We start from the raw sequence: 16,790 nt of genomic DNA, 5'->3' as shown, positions 1-16,790 counted from the left end.
GCATGGCGTTCACCGGCCCGCTGGAGGACCGCGTCCTCATCCGCGAACTGCTCGATACGTATGCCCACGGCGTCATGACGCGCGACGTGGAGACCTGGGCCTCCACCTGGGCCGACGACGCCTTCTGGGCCCTGCCCGAGTTCCCCGATCTGGGCGGGTTCTCGGGCAAGGCGGCAATCGTCGCCGGTTGGTCCGAATCGATGAAGACCTATGGCCTGGGCGGCCAGGCCGCGAAGCCGATGGTCTACGTCGCCCATCCCGGCGAGATCCGGGTGGAGGGCGACCGCGCGACGGCGATTTCCTACACCTCGGAGATCTTCGAGGATCCCGCCTCGGGCAAGACCCTGCGCCTGCGCGGCCGCTACGTCGACGAGCTGGCGAAGCAGGACGGGGCCTGGCTGTTCACCCGCCGCGAATACACGACCTTCGACGCGCGCGAGGACTGACCCCTCGCGCGCGTCGCGCCTTCGCTCACATCCCGAGCTGGTCGAACATCTGGGCCGATAGCCCGGTGAGATGGTCCATGAACTGGGCGTGGGTGCCTTCGGCCTCGGCCTTGCGGAAGCCCTGCACGCGCTCGACCAGGACCTCTTCCGGGGTGGGCTCGCGCGCGAACAGCGCCATCACCTCGTCCGCGAAGGCGTCCAGGGGTTGGTAGCCTTCGCGCGTGCGCTGGCCCGGGGTGAGGTCGGTCTGGACCGCGGGCGGCGCCAGCTCGATCACCTCGACCCGGCCGCGCAGCATCTCGCGAAGGGACTGGGTGTAGCTGTGCATCGCCGCCTTGGTCGCGCTGTAGGTGGGTGTTCCCGGCAACGGCACGAAGGCGAGGCCGGAAGTCACGTTGACGATCACTCCGTCGCCGCGCGCGACGAGGTGATCGACCAGCGCGTCGATCAGGCGGATCGGGCCGAGCAGGTTGGTGGTGATGGTCGCCTCGGCGTCGGCGAGGTCGCGCGCGCGGTCCAGCCGCTCGTAGCGCATGATGCCGGCGTTGTTGACCAGCACGTTGAGGTCGGGGAACCGCTCCCGCACTTGCGCGGCGAAGGCTGCGACCCCCTCGGCACTCTCCACGTCGAGCGCGATCGCATGCATGTTGGCGCGGCCGGCGCAGGCGGCTTCGAGCGCGTCCAGCCGGCGCCCGGCGACCACGACGGTGTTGCCCAGGTCATGGAAGCGCTGCGCCAGCGCCTCGCCGATGCCCGACCCGCCGCCGGTGATGAGGATGGTATTTCCGGTGCTCTTCATGGGACGCTCCCTTGGTTGACGCCCCCATGTAGCGCTGCGTCGCCGATCGGTAAGGAGGGGCCGGCCATATCCGGCGAATTTTTCATGGCTGGCAGGCGCGCTGGCGTATGAGGCGGACTGGTGTTACCCTTCGCCCGAGAACGGGAGCGAGATCATGCCAGCCAAGCACGTGTTCTTGTGGATTGCCACCGCCTTTCTGATCGCGTTCAATGGCGCCGCCGCCTTGGCGCACGCCCCCGACCTCACGCGACTCGCACTGGGGCTGACCGGGCTTATTGCCACCGCCGTCGTCCTGATCGGCATCTGGAGTGGCCTGCGGGCCATCCGCCCCGCCTCCTAGCCACCGTCGGACCCGCTGCTTTGCCGGCGCAGTTCGGGGCCAGCCAGGCCGCCCTCAGCCGAGCAGGCCGCGCAGCCGGTCCATGGCGCTGCGCCGGGCGAGGCGCTCGGGAACGAAGACCACCGGCACCGCCCTGCCCTCCAGCAGGTCGGCCACGCTGATCTGCTCCTTGAGCGCGATGCCGCAGCGGTCGGCACTGCGCCAGCGGACTTGGCCCCGCAGGACATGGCCGCCGATGTCGAGCTCTACCATCGTGCCGCGCGGCGGCGGCGCTTCCACGGCGGCCAGCACGCCCCGTGCCGAGGCATTGGTCAGCGTCGCTTCGGCGAGCCGGTCCCCGATGCGCAAGGTCGCCTTCACCGCGACGACGGTGCGCGTTTCCATGCGCTGCCTGTGAATGAACATGCTCGCCGTCCCCCATCGAACCCGTGCGAGCGTGCTAGGCGCGAGTACCTAATATGCCGTTAAGCCGCCGGCGGGAGCGCGCCCGAAGGCTGCCCCCGCCACGACCGCTCAGGCCGCCTTCTTGCGCAGTCGCCAGGCGTGGAGCAGCGGCTCGGTATAGCCGTTGGGCTGCTCGACACCCTTGAACACCAGCTCGCAGGCCGCCTGGAAGGCCATGCTCGTCTCCCAGTTGCCCGCCATCGGCTCGTAGAGCGGATCGCCCGCGTTCTGCGCGTCGACCTTGGCCGCCATGCGGCGGAGCGAATCCATCACCTGGTCGGGCGTGCAGACGCCATGGAGCAGCCAGTTGGCCATGTGCTGGCTGGAGATCCGCAGCGTCGCGCGGTCTTCCATCAGGCCGACGTCGTTGATGTCCGGCACTTTGGAGCAGCCGACGCCCTGGTCGATCCAGCGCACGACGTAGCCGAGCAGCCCTTGCGCGTTGTTGTCCAGCTCCTCGCGCACCTCCTCCTCGGACCAGTTGGTCCCGTCCGCCAGCGGCACCGAGAGCAGCAGGTCGAGACCGGGCACCGCCTCGGCGGCGATCTCCTCGCGCAGCCCGAACACGTTGACCTCGTGATAGTGCATCGCGTGGAGCGTGGCCGCGGTCGGCGACGGCACCCAGGCGGTGTTGGCGCCGGTGCGGGGATGGCCGATCTTCTGCACCATCATGTCACGCATCATGTCGGGTGCGGCCCACATGCCCTTGCCGATCTGCGCCACGCCCGACAGCCCGTGGCGCAGGCCGATGGCGACGTTGCGCTTCTCGTAGGCCTGGATCCACGCCGAGCCCTTGATCGCGGCCTTGCGGATCATCGGCCCCGCCCGCATCGAGGTGTGGATCTCGTCGCCGGTGCGGTCGAGGAAGCCGGTGTTGATGAACACGATGCGATCGCGCACCGCGTGGATGCAGGCGGCAAGATTGGCCGAAGTGCGCCGTTCCTCGTCCATCACGCCCACCTTGATGGTGTGGCGCGAGAGGCCGAGCAGGTCCTCGACCGCATCGAACAGATCGTTGGTGAAGGCGCATTCCTCGGGCCCGTGCATCTTGGGCTTGACGATGTAGATGCTGCCTTCGCGGCTGTTGCGGTAGGTCGTCAGGCCCTTGACGTCCTGCGCCGAGATGGCGCTGGTGATGACCGCATCCATGATCCCCTCGGGAATCTCCGAGCCGTCCGCCAGGAGGATTGCGGGATTGGTCATCAGGTGGCCGACGTTGCGCACGAACAGCAGCGAGCGGCCGGGCATCAGCGCCTCCTCCCCGCTGGGCAGGGTGACCACCTTGTCGGGTGCCAGCGCGCGCGTCATCGACGCCCCGCCCTTCTCGAACGTGTCCGTCAGGTCGCCGCGGATCACGCCCAGCCAGTTGGCATAGGCGGCGCGCTTGTCCTCGGCATCGACCGCCGCGACCGAATCCTCGAGATCGACGATGGTGGTGAGCGCTGCCTCCAGCACGATGTCGGAGATGCCCGCCCTGTCGCTGCTGCCGACGGGGCTTTCGGGGTCGAACACCACTTCCAGCGTCAGGCCGTTGTTGCTGAACAGCAGCCCCTTCTCGGTCTCGCCCAGGAACTGGCGCTCGTCGGCGAGTTCGAGCACCTCGGGGTCGTCAAGGTCGGCCCAGGAGCCGGCCTTGAGCGGCACCGCCCGGTCGAGGAAGGTGCGCCCCGCGGCGATCACCGCCGCGCCGCGGACCGGATCGTAGCCCTTGCCCTGAGCCGGCGCGGCGTCGAGCGCGTCGGTGCCGTACCAGGCGTCGTAGAGGCTGCCCCACCGGGCATTCGCCGCGTTGAGCAGGAACCGCGCGTTGAGCACTGGCACGACCAGCTGCGGGCCGGCCATCGTCGCGATTTCGGGGTCGACCCCGGTGGTGCCGATGGTGAAGGCGCCGGGCTCGGGCACGAGGTAGCCGATCTCGCGCAGGAAGGCCTGGTACGCGCCCGGGTCGATCGGCTTGCCGGCGCGCTCGCCGTGCCACGCGTCGATCTGCGCCTGGAGCCTGTCGCGGGTTTCCAGCAGCGCCCGGTTGCGCGGGGCGAACTGCGCCACCAGCGCCGCGAAGCCCCGCCAGAACGCGGCGGCGTCCTGCCCGATGGGGGGCAGCACCTGCTCCTCCACGAACCGCGCCAGCTCCGCGTCGACCTGGAGCCCCGAACGATCAATCCTGTCCGTCATACCTTCCTCGCACTGATTCGACTGCCGCGCCCATGTTCCGGCGCGCGGCATTCACGACAATCGTCATACTGACCTGGGGAAGGATCGGGAGCGATATGGCCCATGGCGTCGGCCTTGGCAACATCGGTCGCTCGCTGGCGGCACTGCGTCCGATCCGGGGATAACCCGGATTTACCCGGAGCGTCGGTCGGCCTTACACCAAGGCCCCGGTCGAGCATCGCCGGTCAAGGGAACAGCCCCTTGGCACGGACGTTGCTTAACCCTGACCAGTTCACAGGGATTGGCTATGCTCCGCAAATTGGGTCGCCTGTTCATCATCAAGACGAACTGGGAAGCCTACATGATCATCTACGCCCTGGCCCTCGGCGCGGTGGAGCGCGGCAGCGTCTATCTCACCCGCTTTCCCGGCTGGGGCGGACGGCTGCTGTTCCTCGCCTGCACGGGCGCGGTGTTCATGGCCGGCGCCAAGATCCTCGACTGCCTCAAGTTCGAGAAGGCGGCCCGGCTCGCCCGGATCGACACGCCCGCACTCTCCTCCCTGCCGGAAGGTGGGCAGGCACCGGCGCGCGAGGTCGCCTGACACGCGCCCGCTGCGCGGCGGGTCCGATCCTGGAACATGTTGGAAGGTGGGGTGATTCTGTTGACAGGCTCACCCCGGGCCCCTGGAATCCGCTTCTGTTACCCGGTGGGTCCAACCGTGTTCTGGCTTTGTAACGTCAGGGCGTTAGCCCCTAGAATTACGCTGCGAGAGCAAGTGCTTCGTTGTCGTTGGCACTTATGAGTTTTGAGCCTTGAACGGGTTACTCAGCCCGGACGAAAACACCGCTTTTCAACACACGTCGATCCTAGTTCGGCCCCGTCATCACCCCTGCGACAACAGGGTTGTCCCGTTCGGGACGGGTGATGGTGGAGCCGCCGGGTACCGCCCCCGGGTCCGCTGCGTCTATTGCACGGGGCAATTTATCGTCATAGCCGACCGAGGCCGGCAAGGACCCATATAGGCGATCGTCGCTGAATGTGAAGTGACTGCGTGGACAGGCGATTTCACGCCTTCGGAGTGCGGCGCAGCTCCTCGAGGATCTCCTTCAGCGTCTCCAGCTGCGGGTCGACCGGAGCCGCCGGCGCGGCCGCCTCGGCCGCCTGCTTCTGCTCCTTGTGGACCGCGTCGACCATCTTGTTGACCGAACGCAGCAGCAGGAACAGCACCATCGCGATGATGAGGAAGTTGACCACCTGCGTGACGAAGTCGCCGTAGCCAATCATCGGCACGCCGGCGGATTTCAGCGCCGCATAGTCGGTCAGGCTGCCCTTGTAGTCGGGTGGCACCTGCCCCAGGCGCACGAAGTACTTGGAAAAGTCGATGTCGCCGAAGGCCCAGCCGATCACCGGCATGATCATGTTCTCGTTGAGCGCGGTGACGATCTTGCCGAACGCCGCGCCGATCATCACGCCGACCGCGAGATCGAGCACGTTGCCACGGGCGATGAACTTCTTGAATTCGTCGAACAATGCCATGCGGGTAGAGGTCCTTCTTGGGAGCGGGAGGGGAGGTGCAGCCTGCGATGTGGCATAGTCGCCGCAGCCCCTCAAACGTTTGTTGCCCCTCGGCTCGGGCGGACCCGCTTGATCCGACAGGGCGGCGCGCTATCTATCGCGGGTGGAAGCGCCGGTGCCGCCGGCGTCCAGAGGAGGAACGAAGCCGATGACGCTCTCCAACGCCGCCCGCCGTGGCCGCACCGTCCTGGTCCTTGCGGGCGCGATGGCGCTGGCCGCCTGCGGCTTCAACTCGGTGCCGACCAAGCAGGAAGCCGCCAAGGCCAAGTGGGCCGACGTCGAGGCCGCCTTCCAGGAGCGCGCCAACCTCGTCCCCAACCTGGCCGCGGTGGCCAAGGGCGCGGCCGAGCAGGAGAAGTCGATCCTCGTCGGCGTGACCGAAGCGCGCGCCAAGGCCACCTCGATCCAGGTCACGGCCGAGGATCTCGACGATCCGGCCAAGATGGAGCAGTTCCAGCAGGCCCAGGCGGCCCTGGGCGCCAACATCGGCCGTCTGCTGGCCAGCGTGGAAGCCTATCCGGACATCAAGTCGAACACCAACTACCAGATGCTCCAGAGCCAGCTCGAAGGGCAGGAGAACCGCATCCGCGTCGCCATCCGCGACTACAATGGCGCGGTGCAGGACTATAACACCGAAGTGCGCACCTTCCCGTCGATGATCGGCGCGCGCCTGCGCGGCGCGGAGCCGCTGGTGCCGTACAAGTCGGTCACGCCCGGAGCGAACGTCGCTCCCGACCTCCAGGGGAAGCTCTAAGCCGCGATGGCCCGGGTCGGGGCCGTCTGGCTGGCCGCATTGCTGGTCGTCTGCGCTCTGCCGGGGGGCTCCTCCCCGGCGTGGGCGCAGACGTTCCCCAAGCTCACCGGCCGCGTCGTGGACGCCGCCAACATCATCCCCGATGCCGAGGAAGCGCAGCTCACCCAGAAGCTGGCGGCGCTCGAGACGCAGTCGCGCCGCCAGCTCGTGGTGGCGACCGTGCCGGACCTTCAGGGCTACGAGATCTCGGACTACGGCTACCGGCTGGGCCGCGCCTGGGGGCTGGGCGACAAGGCCCGCAACGACGGCGCCGTCCTCCTGGTCGCGCCCAACGAGCGCAAGGTGCGCATCGAGGTCGGCTACGGCCTGGAAGGCACGCTCACCGACGGGCTCAGCGTGCTCATCATCAACGGTCAGATCCTGCCGCGGTTCAAGGCGGGCGACATGCCGGGCGGCATCGCCGCGGGCACCGACGCGATCATCCGCCAGCTCACCCTGCCGCCCGAGCAGGCGCAGAAGATCGCCGCCGAAGCCGACCGCCAGCGCGAAGCGCGCGGCGGCGGCGTGCCGATCGGGACGATCATCTTCCTGCTGTTCATCCTCTTCTTCTTCGTGCTTCCCGTCCTCCGCTCCGTCGGCGGAGGCGGCCGACGTCGCCGGCACCGCGGGTTCGGCGCCCCGATCGTCTGGATTCCCGGCGGCTTCGGAGGCGGCGGCAGCAGCTGGGGTGGCGGAGGCTGGGGCGGCGGCGGCGGCTTCTCCGGCGGCGGCGGCAGCTTCGGCGGCGGCGGCGCGAGCGGGAGCTGGTAAGACCATGGCGAATCCCAAGTACCTCACCGAGGCGGATCACCAGCGCGTCAGCGCCGCGGTGGCGGAGGCCGAACTGCTCAGCTCGGGCGAGATCGTGACCATCCTGGCAGACCGCTCGGACGGCTATACCGACGTGGCGCTGGCCTGGTCGGCACTGGTCGCGTTGCTCGCCCTCGCCGCGCTGGCGATCGCGCCGGACTTTGCGATGGGGCTTTACGACCGCCTCCTGGCGGACTGGGGGCACGAGTGGACCCCGCGCATGATCCTCTCGCTGGCGCTGGGCGTCGCGACGATCAAGTTCGCGGCGATGATGCTGCTGCAGCTCTGGCAGCCGCTCAAGTTCTTCCTCGTCCCCGCGCCGATCCGCACCTTGCGCGTCCACGACCGCGCCCAGCGCGCGTTCCGGATCGGGGCGGAGCGGCGAACCACCGGGCGCACCGGCATCCTCATCTACCTGTCGATGCGCGAGCACCGCGCCGAGATCGTCGCCGACGAGGCGATCGCCACGAAGGTCGATCCGGGCGTATGGGGCGACGCGATGAGCGCCATGCTCGCCGAGCTGCGGCAGGGCCGTACCGCCGACGCCATGATCGCGGCCGTGGGCCAGGTCGGCGCCGTCCTTGCCGCGCACGTCCCCCGCCGCGAGGGCGACATCAACGAACTTCCCGACAGGCTGATCGAAGTATGACCACGACGCTTTCCGACCACCACGATGCCGACAAGCCCGAAGAGGTCATGTGGGAAGGCCGCTTCATCACCGCCAAGCGGCGCGGCCGGTGGGAATACGTCAGCCGCTCGCGCGGGATCCACGCGGCGGTGATCCTGGCGATCGACGAGGCGGACCACGTCATCCTCGTCCAGCAGTACCGCGTGCCGCTCGGCAGCTTCAGCATCGAACTGCCGGCAGGGCTGGTCGGCGACAACGAGGACGGCGAGGATGCCGCGGTCGCCGCCGCGCGCGAGCTGGAGGAGGAGACCGGCTACCGCGCCGGCCGGATCGAGAAGGTGGGCGAATTCCATTCCTCTCCGGGCATGGTCAGCGAGAGCTTCACCCTGTTCCGCGCGCACGACCTGGTGAAAGTCGGCGAAGGCGGCGGGGTCGAGAGCGAGGACATCGTCGTGCGCCGGGTGCCGCTCTCGGGCATCACCGAAGCGGTCGCGGGCTGGCGGGCGGAAGGTGTCGCCATGGACGTCAAGCTGCTGGCGCTGCTGGGCCCGTCCCTGCTCGCCTGATGCGCACGCGCCCGGGCATCTGCCGGCGCAAGCGACGCTTCGCCACCGAGGACGCCGCCCTGCAGGTGGCGGCAGGCGCCACTGTTGCGCTGCGGCCCTACAAGTGCGGGCTGTGCCGCCAGTACCACCTCACCAGCCGCACCAAGGGCATGAAGCTGCCCGGCTTCGAGCGCGAGCGACGGGCAGTTCAGGGCCGGGCTTGACGGGCGAACACCAGGGCATTCCTCAGCGGGGCGATGTGCCATGCCGGCCTGTTTCCCCTCACCGCCTGCGAGGAGGGGCAGGCGGTGAGGGTGGCCGGCCCCCCGCCTCAAAGCGTGGTGAAGATCGCGCCGAAGTCCTTGCCGCCGTTTCCGGCCTCCACGAAGGCCTCATAGATCCGGGTGGCATGCTCGCCCATCGGGACCGTCGCGCCGGCGGTGCCCGCACCGGCCATCGCGAGGCGCAGGTCCTTGAGCATCAGCGCCGAGGCGAAGCCGCCGGCGTAGTCGTTGTCCGCCGGGCTCGCGGCGCCGACGCCGGGGGCGGGCGTGTAGTCGTTGAGCGACCAGCAGTAGCCGGTGGACTTGGAGCTGATCTCGTAGAACTTCTGCGGATCCAGACCCGCCTTCCCGGCCAGCGCGAGCGCCTCGCAGGTGCCGATCATGTGGATCGCCAGCAGCATGTTGTTGCACATCTTGGCCACCTGCCCCGCGCCGGTCTCGCCGGCGTGGATCACGGCCTTGGCCATGGGCTCGAGCACGGCCTTGGCCCGCTCGAAGGCCGTCTCGCTGCCGCCGACCATGAAGGTCAGGGTGCCGCCATTGGCCGCCGCGATGCCGCCCGAGACGGGCGCATCGACCATCTCGTGCCCCGCCGCCTGTGCCAGCCCCGCCACTTCGCGCGCGGTCTCAAGGTCGATCGTCGAGCAATCGAGGAACAACGCGCCCTGCGGCGCCTTGCCGATCACGTCGGCGGTGTAGACGGCGCGCACGATGCCGCCGTTGGGCAGCATCGTGACCACCGCATCGACGCCCGAAACGGCTTGCGGGACGGTGGTGAACGTTGCGCATCCGCTCTCGCCCGCCCGGGCCAGCGCTTCGGCGGACAGGTCGAAGGCGCAGACCTCGTGCCCCGCCTTGACGAGGTTCGCGGCCATGCCGCCGCCCATGTTGCCAAGGCCGATGAATGCGATCTTCATGTCCGTCTCCCGCTGAAAATGCCGGGCACCTAACCCGGCGGGCCGCGAAGGATAGCCCGCCAAAAGGCCAGCCGCCCTCGCCGCGCCCTTCGGTTCGTTACTTGCCCTTCCACACCCCGGCGCGCTTCTCGACGAAGGCGGCCATGCCTTCGGCCTTGTCCTCGGTGGCGGTGAGGACCTGGAACATGCGGCGCTCCAGCACCAGCCCGGTGTCGAGCGTGGTCTCGAACGCGAGGTTGACCATTTCCTTGTTCATCATCGCCGCCAGCGGCGGCATCGCCGCGATCGTCTCGGCCGACTTGAGCGCGGTCTCCAGCAGCGATGCGAGCGGCACCACCTGGCTCACCAGCCCGGCGCGCTCGGCCTCGGCCGCGTCCATCATGCGTCCGGTGAGGCACATGTCCATCGCCTTTGCCTTGCCGACGGCCCGGGTCAGGCGCTGCGATCCGCCCATGCCCGGCGCGACGCCGAGCTTGATCTCGGGCTGGCCGAAGCGCGCGTTTTCCGAAGCGATGATGAAGTCCGCCATCATCGCGAGCTCGCAGCCACCGCCCAGCGCGAAGCCGTTGACCGCGGCGATCCAGGGCTTGCGCGTGGTCTTGACGATGCGGCTGGTCCAGCCGGCGAAGAAATCCTCGGCGTAGAACTCGGCGCTGGGCTTGTCCGACATCTCCTTGATGTCCGCGCCCGCGGCGAAGGCCTTCTCGCCCGAGCCGGTCAGGACCGCGCAGCCCTGCGACGGATCGGCCTCGAACGCCGCGAAGGCCTCGATCAGGTCGGCCAGCACTTGCGAGTTCAGCGCGTTGAGCGCCTGCGGACGGTTGAGCGTGATGAGCGTGACGGCGCCCTTCTGCTCGACCAGGATCGTTTCGTACGTGCTCATAGGGGCTTCCATTCCTCTTCGGGGGAAAGCGGCGCGAAGATCGCGTCCAGCATGTCTTCGGTCACGCCCTCGGGCGCGGCGGGGCTCCACTTGGGGTTCTGGTCCTTGTCGACGATCACCGCGCGCACGCCCTCGGCAAAATCGGGGAGGACGAGAACGCGGCTGCCGATGCGGTATTCCATCGCCATGTTCTGGGCGAAGGTCTCCAGTGCCAGCGATTCCTCCAGCTGGCGCAGCGAGACCTTGCAGGCCTGCGGGCTCTTGGTGCGCAGCGTGGCAAGCTCCTTCGCCGCCCACTCGCCGTCGTCGCTCTCCAGCGAGGCGAGAACCTGTTCCAGCGTGTCGAACGCGAAGTGCCGGCGGATCGCCCCCGCCTGTGCCGCGATCCGCGGTTCGGGCGCCTTGGTCGCCAATGCCGCCAGGACGCCGCCGGCCTCATGCCCGGCGGCGATCCGGCTCTTGGCTTCCGCGAGTGCCTCGGACGGCAGGTAGTGCGTGGCGAGCCCGGCCCACAGGCACTCCGCCCCGTCGAAGCGGGCGCCGGTCAGCGCCAGGAACCGGCCGACGCGGCCGTCGAGGCGCGAGAGATACCAGCCGCCGCCGACGTCCGGGAACAGGCCGATGCCGGTCTCGGGCATCGCGTAGCGGGTGTTCTCGGTGGCGACGCGGAAGCGTGCCGGCTGCGAGATGCCGACGCCGCCGCCCATGGTGATCCCGTCCATGAAGGCGACGATCGGCTTGGGATAGGTGAAGAGCTGGTGGTTGAGCCGGTATTCCTCGTGGAAGAAGCGGCGCCCCGCCGCGCCCCCGTCGGTCAGCGCCGACTGGCGCAGCAGGTTGATGTCACCGCCCGAGCAGAAGCCGCGGCCCTCGGCGTGCTCGATCAGCACCACCTTGACGGCATCGTCGTCCACCCACGCGGCCAGTTGCGCGATCATCGCCTCGCACATGTCGAGCGTCAGCGCGTGGATCGCCTTGGGCCGGTTGAGCGAGACGATCCCCGCCACGCCTTCGCGGCGGAACAGCACTTCGTCGGTCATGGGTCCCCCTTCCCCGGTCATTTTAGCAGGTCGCGGCCGATAATCATGCGCATGACCTCGTTGGTGCCCTCGAGGATGCGATGGACGCGCAGGTCGCGCCAGAAGCGCTCGATCGGATAGTCCTTGAGATAGCCGTAGCCCCCGAAGACCTGCAGCGCACGGTCCACCACCGAAGAGCCGGTGTCGGTCGCCATCAGCTTGGCCATGGCCGAGAAGCGCGTCTTGTCCGGCGCGCCGGCGGAGACCTTGGCGGCGGCGAGGTAGAGCAGCGCGCGGGCGGCCTCCAGCTCGGCGGCCATGTCGGCCAGGCGGAACTGGGTGTTCTGGAACTCGGCGATGGGCTGGTCGAACTGCCGGCGGTCCTTGGCGTATTGGATCGCCTCGTCGAGGCAGCGCTGCGCCCCGCCCAGCGAGCAGGCGCCGATGTTGAGACGCCCCCCGTCGAGGCCCGCCATCGCGAACTTGAAGCCGTCGCCCTCGGCACCGACCCGGTTCTCGGCGGGGATGCGCGCGTCCTCGAAGATGACCTGCGCGGTGGGCGAGGCGTTCCAGCCGAGCTTCTTCTCCGGCGCGCCGAAGCTGACGCCGGGCGTGTCCTTGTCGACCACGAAGCAGGAGATGCCGCGCGACTTGTGCTCGCCGGTGCGCGCCATCACCACGTAGACGTCGTTGACGCCGCCGCCCGAGATGAACTGCTTGGTGCCGTTGAGAACATACGCATCGCCCTCGCGCCGCGCCGTCGTCTTGAGCGCCGCGGCGTCGGACCCGGACCCGGGTTCGGTCAGGCAGTAGGAGACGATCTTCTCCATCGTCACCAGCGCGGGCAGGTAGCGATCCTTGAGCTGCTGGTCGCCGAAGGTGTCGATCATCCACGCGCCCATGTTGTGGATCGAGATGTAGGCGCTGGTCGCCGGGCAGCCGTAGGACATCGCTTCCATGATGAGCGCCGCGTCGAGCCGCGACAGGCCGATGCCGCCGCTCTCCTCAGTGACGTAGATCGCCCCGAAGCCCAGCTCGCCCGCCGCCTTCCAGACGTCGACCGGATAGTGGTGCGCCTCGTCCCACTCCGCCGCAAAGGGCGTGATGCGGTCCGCGGTGAACTTGCGCGCGGTGTCCTGGATGGCGAGCTGGTCTTCGGTGAGTCCGAACTGTTCGGTCATGGTGCCCTACGGTTGTGAAGCGTCACTACCCACAAGTGACGTCGGTGATGGTGCCGGTCGCGTCCGGGGCCACGGTGCCCCGGCCGAACTGGTACACGGTTGTTGCGATCGGCTGCGATCGGCTGCGGCGGCGCGAAGCCCCGCAGCGTCCTGGCTTGCGTGTAGCCCCCCGCCGCCGCATCAGCCGCAGCGCGTGTACTTGAGCGGACCGGGCAGCGCGTCCTTGCCGTAGTCGCGCCGGGTCATGGTGCGGCCGTCGTCCGCGACGTCGAGTACCACGTCCTGGGTCCAGCTCTGCCCCTCGCCGGTATAAGCGAAGGTGGCGCGGATGCGGCTTTCGCCCGCTTCCTTGATCTCGCCCAGCTTCGCCACCGATTCGTAGAACTTGAGCTGGTCGGCAGACACCTCCAGCAGCCCCTTGGCGTCGCCCCTGGTGCTGGTGCAGTCCGCCGGGACGAGGCCCCAGCGGCCACGGATGGCGTCGGGGATCTCGGACATCGCGGCCGCCTCGGCGCCCGCGTCCGCCTCTCCGGTTTCCGTCGCCTCCACCGGTGCCGGCGATTCCTGGAACACCTCCTCGGTCTCGGTCGGGGCCGCGGAGGTCGCGGAACCGTCAGGCTCCTTCGAGCAGCCGGCAAGCGCCAGCGCGGCGGCTACTGCGACGAGGGGAAGCGTGCGGGTCATCGGTCGTCTCCATTCACGGCACCGGATAAAGGTGGAGGAACGCCCCGCCACCCTCTCCGGTTGCCCCGAACAGCTCAGCCGAACAGCTCAGCCGACCAGCTCGATGATGTCCTTGCCGAAGAGCGCCTCGTCGGAAGGGAGCACCTTGTTCTGCGCCAGCGGCTTCGACACCCAGGTCTCGTTGATGAGGTCGCGCCAGGTGACGTTGTTGTTGGTGGCATTGCCGCCCCACGATCCGCAGCCGAGCGAGAAGGTCTGGCGCATGCCGTTCCACAGGTTGCCCGAATTCGACGCCGACTGCGGCTGGTTGACCATCACGCGGCTGGTCTTGGTGCCCTCGGCCAGCTTCATGATATTGGCATCGCTGTTCGAGTAGATGCCGCAGGAATGGCCCTGCCCCTGGTAACCCTGAATCGCATTGGTCAGGCGGATCGCCTCGTCGATGTCCTTGGCGCGGTACAGCGCCATGGTGACGGTCATCTTCTCGCCCGAGAACTTGTAGTCGGGACCGTAGCCGGTCTCGGGCACGATGAAGAAGGCGGTGCCCTCCGGGATCGCGAAGCCGGCGTAGTCGGCGATGAACTGCGGCGACTGGGCGACCACCTTGGCGTTGATGTGCTCGCCGTCCTCCCAGATCGCGTTCTGGAGCTTGGTCTTGTTCTCGCCCTCGATGATGAAGCCGCCCTTGGCCTTCAGCTTCTCGAGCATGGCGTCGTAGATGGCGTCAAGCAGGATGACCGAGTTGTCGGACGAGCACGAAGCGGCATAGTCCAGCGTCTTCGACAGCAGGATCTTGGCCGCGGCGTCATCGAGGTCGGCGGTGTCGTCGACGGTGATGACCGCGTTGCCCACGCCCACGCCCAGCGCCGGGGTGCCCGACGAATAGGCCGCCTTCACCATCGGCGTGCCGCCGGTGGCGAGGATGCGGTCGCACTGCTTCATCACCTCGTTGGTCTTCTCGACCGAGGGTTGCTCGATCGGGATCACCAGGTCGGCCGGCGCGCCCATCTTGACCAGCGCGTCGCGCATCAGGTTGCAGATCTTGGCGTTCACGAACTTCGCGCGCGGGTGCGGGCAGATGATGATCGAGTTGCGGCCCTTGACCGCGCTGATCGCCTTGATGACCGGCGTTGCCTCGGGGTTGGTCGAAGGCGAGAGCGCGCCGATCACGCCGACCGGCTTGGCGATCTTGACGATGTTGCGCTCGGGAATCTCGTCGATCACGCCAACCGACTTGTCGTCGATGATGTCGTAGAGGGTGGCGCGGGTCTTGATCGAGATCTTCTTGAACTTGCCCTCGTAGTTGCCCAGCTGGGTCTCTTCGACGGTCTCGCGGGCGATCTCCTCGTCCATGCCGGGCTTGCAGACGGCGTAGACCATGCCGCGGATCCAGCGGTCGACCTGCTCCTGGGTGGCGTGCTCGATCTGCGCCTGCGCGGCGCGGGACCGGGCGACAAGCTCCGCCACTTCGGCGGCGACGGGCGTTTCGGCGATCAGTTCGGCAGTGGCCATGTCCATCTTCCCTCGTGTTTCTGCGCGCAAGTGTCCGGTCGAAGCGGCCCCGCGATTTCAGCTGACACCGGATCGACCCCTCGCTGCCGAGTTAGGCCATCCGTCACAGCTACGTCCCCTGCACCTTTGGGGAGGCGGAGGCAAGATTGATTAAGCGCGCGATTAAACCTTGGAGTTGCGAAATTCGTCGTCCGCCCGGCACCCTGATGGTCGCCAGGAGGACACGGCGAAGCGATACCCGTGCCCTCTTGCCGGGCACAGGGCTAACGGGCACTAGAAGGCCGCATATCGCGATGGCGTATTCCGCCCGGGCGGACGACGCGGCCGCGGTCGCAACCCGGCACGCGGCCTTGCGCGCCGGGGCAAATCGAGGGGTGAATGCAGGTGAGTGAGATGACCATCGATCCGGCAGAGTTCCGCAAGGTGCTCGGCAGCTATCCCACCGGGGTCTGCGTCATCACGGCGCTGGACCAGGGCAAGCCCGTCGGCATGGTCGTGGGCAGCTTCACCTCGGTGTCGCTGGACCCGCCGCTGGTGGGCTTCTTCCCCGACAAGTCCTCCACCTCCTGGCCGCTGATCGAGAAGGCGGGGCACTTCTGCGTCAATGTCATGGGCGCGGACCAGGGCGAGGTCTGCCGGGCGGTGACGGCGAAGGGCGAGGCCAAGTTCGTGGGCGTGGAATACGTCATCTCCGACCACGACCTGCCCGTGATCGCCAACTCGCTCGCCTCGATCGAGTGCCGGCTCTATTCGGTGACGGAGGCCGGCGACCACTGGTTCGTGCTGGGCGAGGTGCTGCGCATGGAGACCGTGCGCGAAGACGATCCGATGCTGTTCCACCGCGGCCGCTACGGCGGCTTTGCCGAGCGCATGTAGCGCCTTCCGCCTGCCGCGGCGGCTGCGCGCCATGACGGGTATCGCGCCTGCGGTTTGACTCTCACGGCAACGATGCTGTTCACGCGTTCAGCAGACATCATCCGTGGGAGAGCCATTCACATGACACGTTCGCTCGAAGGCAAGGTCGCCGTCATCACCGGCGCCGGCTCCGGCATCGGCCGCGGCATCGCGCTGCGCCTGGCCGAGGACAAGGCGGCCATCGCAGTCTGGGACCTCAACCCGGAAGGCGCCGCCGAGACGGTGAAGCAGATCGAGGCCGCCGGCGGGAAGGCGCTGGCCGTCGTCGCCGACTGCTCGGACAAGGCCGCGATCAAGGCCGCCGCGGACGAGACCCGCGCCAAGCTCGGGCCGATCACGATCCTCGTCAACAACGCCGGCATCGCCCCGTTCACGCCGTTCATGGACGTGGACGACGACGAGTTCGACAAGGTCATCCGCATCAACCTGCGCGGGCCCTGGCTGGTCACCAAGGAGATCGTGCCCGACATGCTCGCCGCGAAGTGGGGCCGCATCATCAACATCACGTCGTCCTCGACCCAGTCGGGCTCCTTCGCCCAGACCCACTACGTCGCCTCCAAGGGCGGCCTGCTCGGCCTGACCAAGGCGCTCGCCCTGGAACTGGGCAAGACCGGCATCACCGCCAACATGATCCCGCCCGGCTCGATCGACACTCCGATGCTGCGCGGCGCGCCGATCGACCCGGAGGCCTACGGCGCCTCGCTTCCGGTCGGCCGGCTCGGCCAGGTGGCGGACATCGCGGCGGCGGCGGCGTTCCTCGCATCGGAAGAAGCGAGCTACATGACCGGCCAGACGATCAGCACCAACGGCGGGCGCTACATGGGCTCGGCCTGACACCGGGGACGGGCGGGCTCTTTCCTC

At 68.4% G+C, this 16,790-nt stretch carries 20 protein-coding genes and 1 other RNA gene; 10 read left to right on the top strand and 11 right to left on the bottom strand.

Features of this window, described 5'->3' with window-relative positions; all coding sequences use genetic code 11:
- Window positions 1-2: 2 nt before the first annotated feature.
- Window positions 3-446 (top strand): nuclear transport factor 2 family protein, encoded by a 444-nt coding sequence (locus ACFFJC_RS05665; protein WP_379486528.1) that lies wholly within the window; start codon window positions 3-5, stop codon window positions 444-446.
- 25 nt (window positions 447-471) lie between these two features.
- Here ACFFJC_RS05665 and ACFFJC_RS05660 read toward each other — a convergent pair whose 3' ends face one another.
- Window positions 472-1,245: an SDR family oxidoreductase gene (locus ACFFJC_RS05660; protein WP_379486527.1), complete on the bottom strand. Its 774-nt coding sequence runs from the start codon at window positions 1,243-1,245 to the stop codon at window positions 472-474.
- Window positions 1,246-1,399: 154 nt separating this feature from the next.
- Between ACFFJC_RS05660 and ACFFJC_RS05655 the strand changes: the two genes are divergently transcribed.
- The gene (locus ACFFJC_RS05655; protein WP_379486526.1) at window positions 1,400-1,585 is read left to right on the top strand and encodes a hypothetical protein; all 186 of its coding nucleotides are present in this window, start codon (window positions 1,400-1,402) and stop codon (window positions 1,583-1,585) included.
- Window positions 1,586-1,639: 54 nt separating this feature from the next.
- On the opposite strand, the gene ACFFJC_RS05650 is transcribed toward ACFFJC_RS05655, so the two are convergent.
- Window positions 1,640-1,990, bottom strand: a complete 351-nt coding sequence (locus ACFFJC_RS05650; RefSeq protein WP_379486525.1) for a PilZ domain-containing protein — start codon at window positions 1,988-1,990, stop codon at window positions 1,640-1,642.
- 108 nt (window positions 1,991-2,098) lie between these two features.
- The gene (locus ACFFJC_RS05645) at window positions 2,099-4,204 is read right to left on the bottom strand and encodes a malate synthase G (protein WP_379486524.1); all 2,106 of its coding nucleotides are present in this window, start codon (window positions 4,202-4,204) and stop codon (window positions 2,099-2,101) included.
- A 286-nt stretch (window positions 4,205-4,490) separates the two neighbouring features.
- Here ACFFJC_RS05645 and ACFFJC_RS05640 point away from each other — a divergent pair, with 286 nt between their 5' ends.
- The gene (locus ACFFJC_RS05640) at window positions 4,491-4,784 is read left to right on the top strand and encodes a hypothetical protein (RefSeq protein WP_379486523.1); all 294 of its coding nucleotides are present in this window, start codon (window positions 4,491-4,493) and stop codon (window positions 4,782-4,784) included.
- An 84-nt stretch (window positions 4,785-4,868) separates the two neighbouring features.
- On the opposite strand, the gene ssrA is transcribed toward ACFFJC_RS05640, so the two are convergent.
- Window positions 4,869-5,230, bottom strand: a transfer-messenger RNA (tmRNA) gene (gene ssrA / locus ACFFJC_RS05635).
- Window positions 5,231-5,248: 18 nt separating this feature from the next.
- Window positions 5,249-5,719 (bottom strand): large conductance mechanosensitive channel protein MscL, encoded by a 471-nt coding sequence (gene mscL / locus ACFFJC_RS05630; protein WP_379486522.1) that lies wholly within the window; start codon window positions 5,717-5,719, stop codon window positions 5,249-5,251.
- A gap of 187 nt (window positions 5,720-5,906) precedes the next feature.
- Here mscL and ACFFJC_RS05625 point away from each other — a divergent pair, with 187 nt between their 5' ends.
- The 5 genes from ACFFJC_RS05625 to ACFFJC_RS05605 are packed head-to-tail and all read left to right on the top strand — an operon-like array spanning window position 5,907 to window position 8,758.
- Window positions 5,907-6,512 (top strand): LemA family protein, encoded by a 606-nt coding sequence (locus ACFFJC_RS05625; protein WP_379486521.1) that lies wholly within the window; start codon window positions 5,907-5,909, stop codon window positions 6,510-6,512.
- A 6-nt stretch (window positions 6,513-6,518) separates the two neighbouring features.
- Window positions 6,519-7,322 (top strand): TPM domain-containing protein, encoded by an 804-nt coding sequence (locus ACFFJC_RS05620; protein WP_379486520.1) that lies wholly within the window; start codon window positions 6,519-6,521, stop codon window positions 7,320-7,322.
- Between the two features lie 4 nt (window positions 7,323-7,326).
- The gene (locus ACFFJC_RS05615; protein WP_379486519.1) at window positions 7,327-8,010 is read left to right on the top strand and encodes a TPM domain-containing protein; all 684 of its coding nucleotides are present in this window, start codon (window positions 7,327-7,329) and stop codon (window positions 8,008-8,010) included.
- Complete coding sequence (locus tag ACFFJC_RS05610; protein WP_379486518.1) at window positions 8,007-8,555, top strand: NUDIX hydrolase; 549 nt, start codon at window positions 8,007-8,009, stop codon at window positions 8,553-8,555. Before ACFFJC_RS05615 ends, ACFFJC_RS05610 begins: the two co-directional genes overlap by 4 nt.
- Entirely contained in the window at window positions 8,555-8,758 is a 204-nt protein-coding gene (locus tag ACFFJC_RS05605; protein WP_379486517.1) for a hypothetical protein, read from the top strand. The genes ACFFJC_RS05610 and ACFFJC_RS05605 overlap by 1 nt, the downstream gene beginning before the upstream one ends.
- Window positions 8,759-8,865: 107 nt before the next feature.
- On the opposite strand, the gene mmsB is transcribed toward ACFFJC_RS05605, so the two are convergent.
- The 6 genes from mmsB to ACFFJC_RS05575 form a co-directional block, all read right to left on the bottom strand.
- Window positions 8,866-9,735, bottom strand: coding sequence for a 3-hydroxyisobutyrate dehydrogenase (gene mmsB / locus ACFFJC_RS05600; protein ID WP_379486516.1), 870 nt, complete (start codon window positions 9,733-9,735; stop codon window positions 8,866-8,868).
- 97 nt (window positions 9,736-9,832) lie between these two features.
- Complete coding sequence (locus ACFFJC_RS05595) at window positions 9,833-10,618, bottom strand: enoyl-CoA hydratase-related protein (protein ID WP_379486515.1); 786 nt, start codon at window positions 10,616-10,618, stop codon at window positions 9,833-9,835.
- Window positions 10,615-11,658: an enoyl-CoA hydratase/isomerase family protein gene (locus tag ACFFJC_RS05590; RefSeq protein ID WP_379486514.1), complete on the bottom strand. Its 1,044-nt coding sequence runs from the start codon at window positions 11,656-11,658 to the stop codon at window positions 10,615-10,617. Before ACFFJC_RS05590 ends, ACFFJC_RS05595 begins: the two co-directional genes overlap by 4 nt.
- A gap of 17 nt (window positions 11,659-11,675) precedes the next feature.
- The gene (locus ACFFJC_RS05585; RefSeq protein WP_379486513.1) at window positions 11,676-12,818 is read right to left on the bottom strand and encodes an acyl-CoA dehydrogenase family protein; all 1,143 of its coding nucleotides are present in this window, start codon (window positions 12,816-12,818) and stop codon (window positions 11,676-11,678) included.
- A gap of 180 nt (window positions 12,819-12,998) precedes the next feature.
- On the bottom strand, window positions 12,999-13,502 hold the full coding sequence (locus ACFFJC_RS05580; protein WP_379486512.1) for a hypothetical protein: 504 nt from the start codon (window positions 13,500-13,502) through the stop codon (window positions 12,999-13,001).
- Between the two features lie 87 nt (window positions 13,503-13,589).
- Entirely contained in the window at window positions 13,590-15,014 is a 1,425-nt protein-coding gene (locus ACFFJC_RS05575; RefSeq protein WP_379486511.1) for an aldehyde dehydrogenase family protein, read from the bottom strand.
- Window positions 15,015-15,398: 384 nt separating this feature from the next.
- Between ACFFJC_RS05575 and ACFFJC_RS05570 the strand changes: the two genes are divergently transcribed.
- The gene (locus ACFFJC_RS05570) at window positions 15,399-15,890 is read left to right on the top strand and encodes a flavin reductase family protein (protein ID WP_379486510.1); all 492 of its coding nucleotides are present in this window, start codon (window positions 15,399-15,401) and stop codon (window positions 15,888-15,890) included.
- Between the two features lie 120 nt (window positions 15,891-16,010).
- A complete protein-coding gene (locus ACFFJC_RS05565; protein ID WP_379486509.1) occupies window positions 16,011-16,763 on the top strand; it encodes an SDR family NAD(P)-dependent oxidoreductase in 753 nt (250 codons plus the stop codon).
- Window positions 16,764-16,790 lie beyond the last annotated feature (27 nt).

The sequence above is a fragment of the Novosphingobium soli genome, assembly GCF_042432915.1.
Taxonomy (GTDB): domain Bacteria; phylum Pseudomonadota; class Alphaproteobacteria; order Sphingomonadales; family Sphingomonadaceae; genus Novosphingobium; species Novosphingobium soli.
Note: the sequence above shows the minus strand (reverse complement) of the source record. Positions and strands in the feature narration are given on the sequence as shown.

What these genes read in the sequence shown, in the direction of transcription:
- ACFFJC_RS05665 (WP_379486528.1), top strand. Translation starts at nt 3, where the DNA reads ATGGCGTTCACCGGCCCGCTGGAGGACCGCGTCCTCATCCGCGAACTG.
- ACFFJC_RS05660 (WP_379486527.1), bottom strand. Translation starts at nt 1,245, where the DNA reads ATGAAGAGCACCGGAAATACCATCCTCATCACCGGCGGCGGGTCGGGC.
- ACFFJC_RS05655 (WP_379486526.1), top strand. Translation starts at nt 1,400, where the DNA reads ATGCCAGCCAAGCACGTGTTCTTGTGGATTGCCACCGCCTTTCTGATC.
- ACFFJC_RS05650 (WP_379486525.1), bottom strand. Translation starts at nt 1,990, where the DNA reads ATGTTCATTCACAGGCAGCGCATGGAAACGCGCACCGTCGTCGCGGTG.
- ACFFJC_RS05645 (WP_379486524.1), bottom strand. Translation starts at nt 4,204, where the DNA reads ATGACGGACAGGATTGATCGTTCGGGGCTCCAGGTCGACGCGGAGCTG.
- ACFFJC_RS05640 (WP_379486523.1), top strand. Translation starts at nt 4,491, where the DNA reads ATGCTCCGCAAATTGGGTCGCCTGTTCATCATCAAGACGAACTGGGAA.
- mscL (WP_379486522.1), bottom strand. Translation starts at nt 5,719, where the DNA reads ATGGCATTGTTCGACGAATTCAAGAAGTTCATCGCCCGTGGCAACGTG.
- ACFFJC_RS05625 (WP_379486521.1), top strand. Translation starts at nt 5,907, where the DNA reads ATGACGCTCTCCAACGCCGCCCGCCGTGGCCGCACCGTCCTGGTCCTT.
- ACFFJC_RS05620 (WP_379486520.1), top strand. Translation starts at nt 6,519, where the DNA reads ATGGCCCGGGTCGGGGCCGTCTGGCTGGCCGCATTGCTGGTCGTCTGC.
- ACFFJC_RS05615 (WP_379486519.1), top strand. Translation starts at nt 7,327, where the DNA reads ATGGCGAATCCCAAGTACCTCACCGAGGCGGATCACCAGCGCGTCAGC.
- ACFFJC_RS05610 (WP_379486518.1), top strand. Translation starts at nt 8,007, where the DNA reads ATGACCACGACGCTTTCCGACCACCACGATGCCGACAAGCCCGAAGAG.
- ACFFJC_RS05605 (WP_379486517.1), top strand. Translation starts at nt 8,555, where the DNA reads ATGCGCACGCGCCCGGGCATCTGCCGGCGCAAGCGACGCTTCGCCACC.
- mmsB (WP_379486516.1), bottom strand. Translation starts at nt 9,735, where the DNA reads ATGAAGATCGCATTCATCGGCCTTGGCAACATGGGCGGCGGCATGGCC.
- ACFFJC_RS05595 (WP_379486515.1), bottom strand. Translation starts at nt 10,618, where the DNA reads ATGAGCACGTACGAAACGATCCTGGTCGAGCAGAAGGGCGCCGTCACG.
- ACFFJC_RS05590 (WP_379486514.1), bottom strand. Translation starts at nt 11,658, where the DNA reads ATGACCGACGAAGTGCTGTTCCGCCGCGAAGGCGTGGCGGGGATCGTC.
- ACFFJC_RS05585 (WP_379486513.1), bottom strand. Translation starts at nt 12,818, where the DNA reads ATGACCGAACAGTTCGGACTCACCGAAGACCAGCTCGCCATCCAGGAC.
- ACFFJC_RS05580 (WP_379486512.1), bottom strand. Translation starts at nt 13,502, where the DNA reads ATGACCCGCACGCTTCCCCTCGTCGCAGTAGCCGCCGCGCTGGCGCTT.
- ACFFJC_RS05575 (WP_379486511.1), bottom strand. Translation starts at nt 15,014, where the DNA reads ATGGCCACTGCCGAACTGATCGCCGAAACGCCCGTCGCCGCCGAAGTG.
- ACFFJC_RS05565 (WP_379486509.1), top strand. Translation starts at nt 16,011, where the DNA reads ATGACACGTTCGCTCGAAGGCAAGGTCGCCGTCATCACCGGCGCCGGC.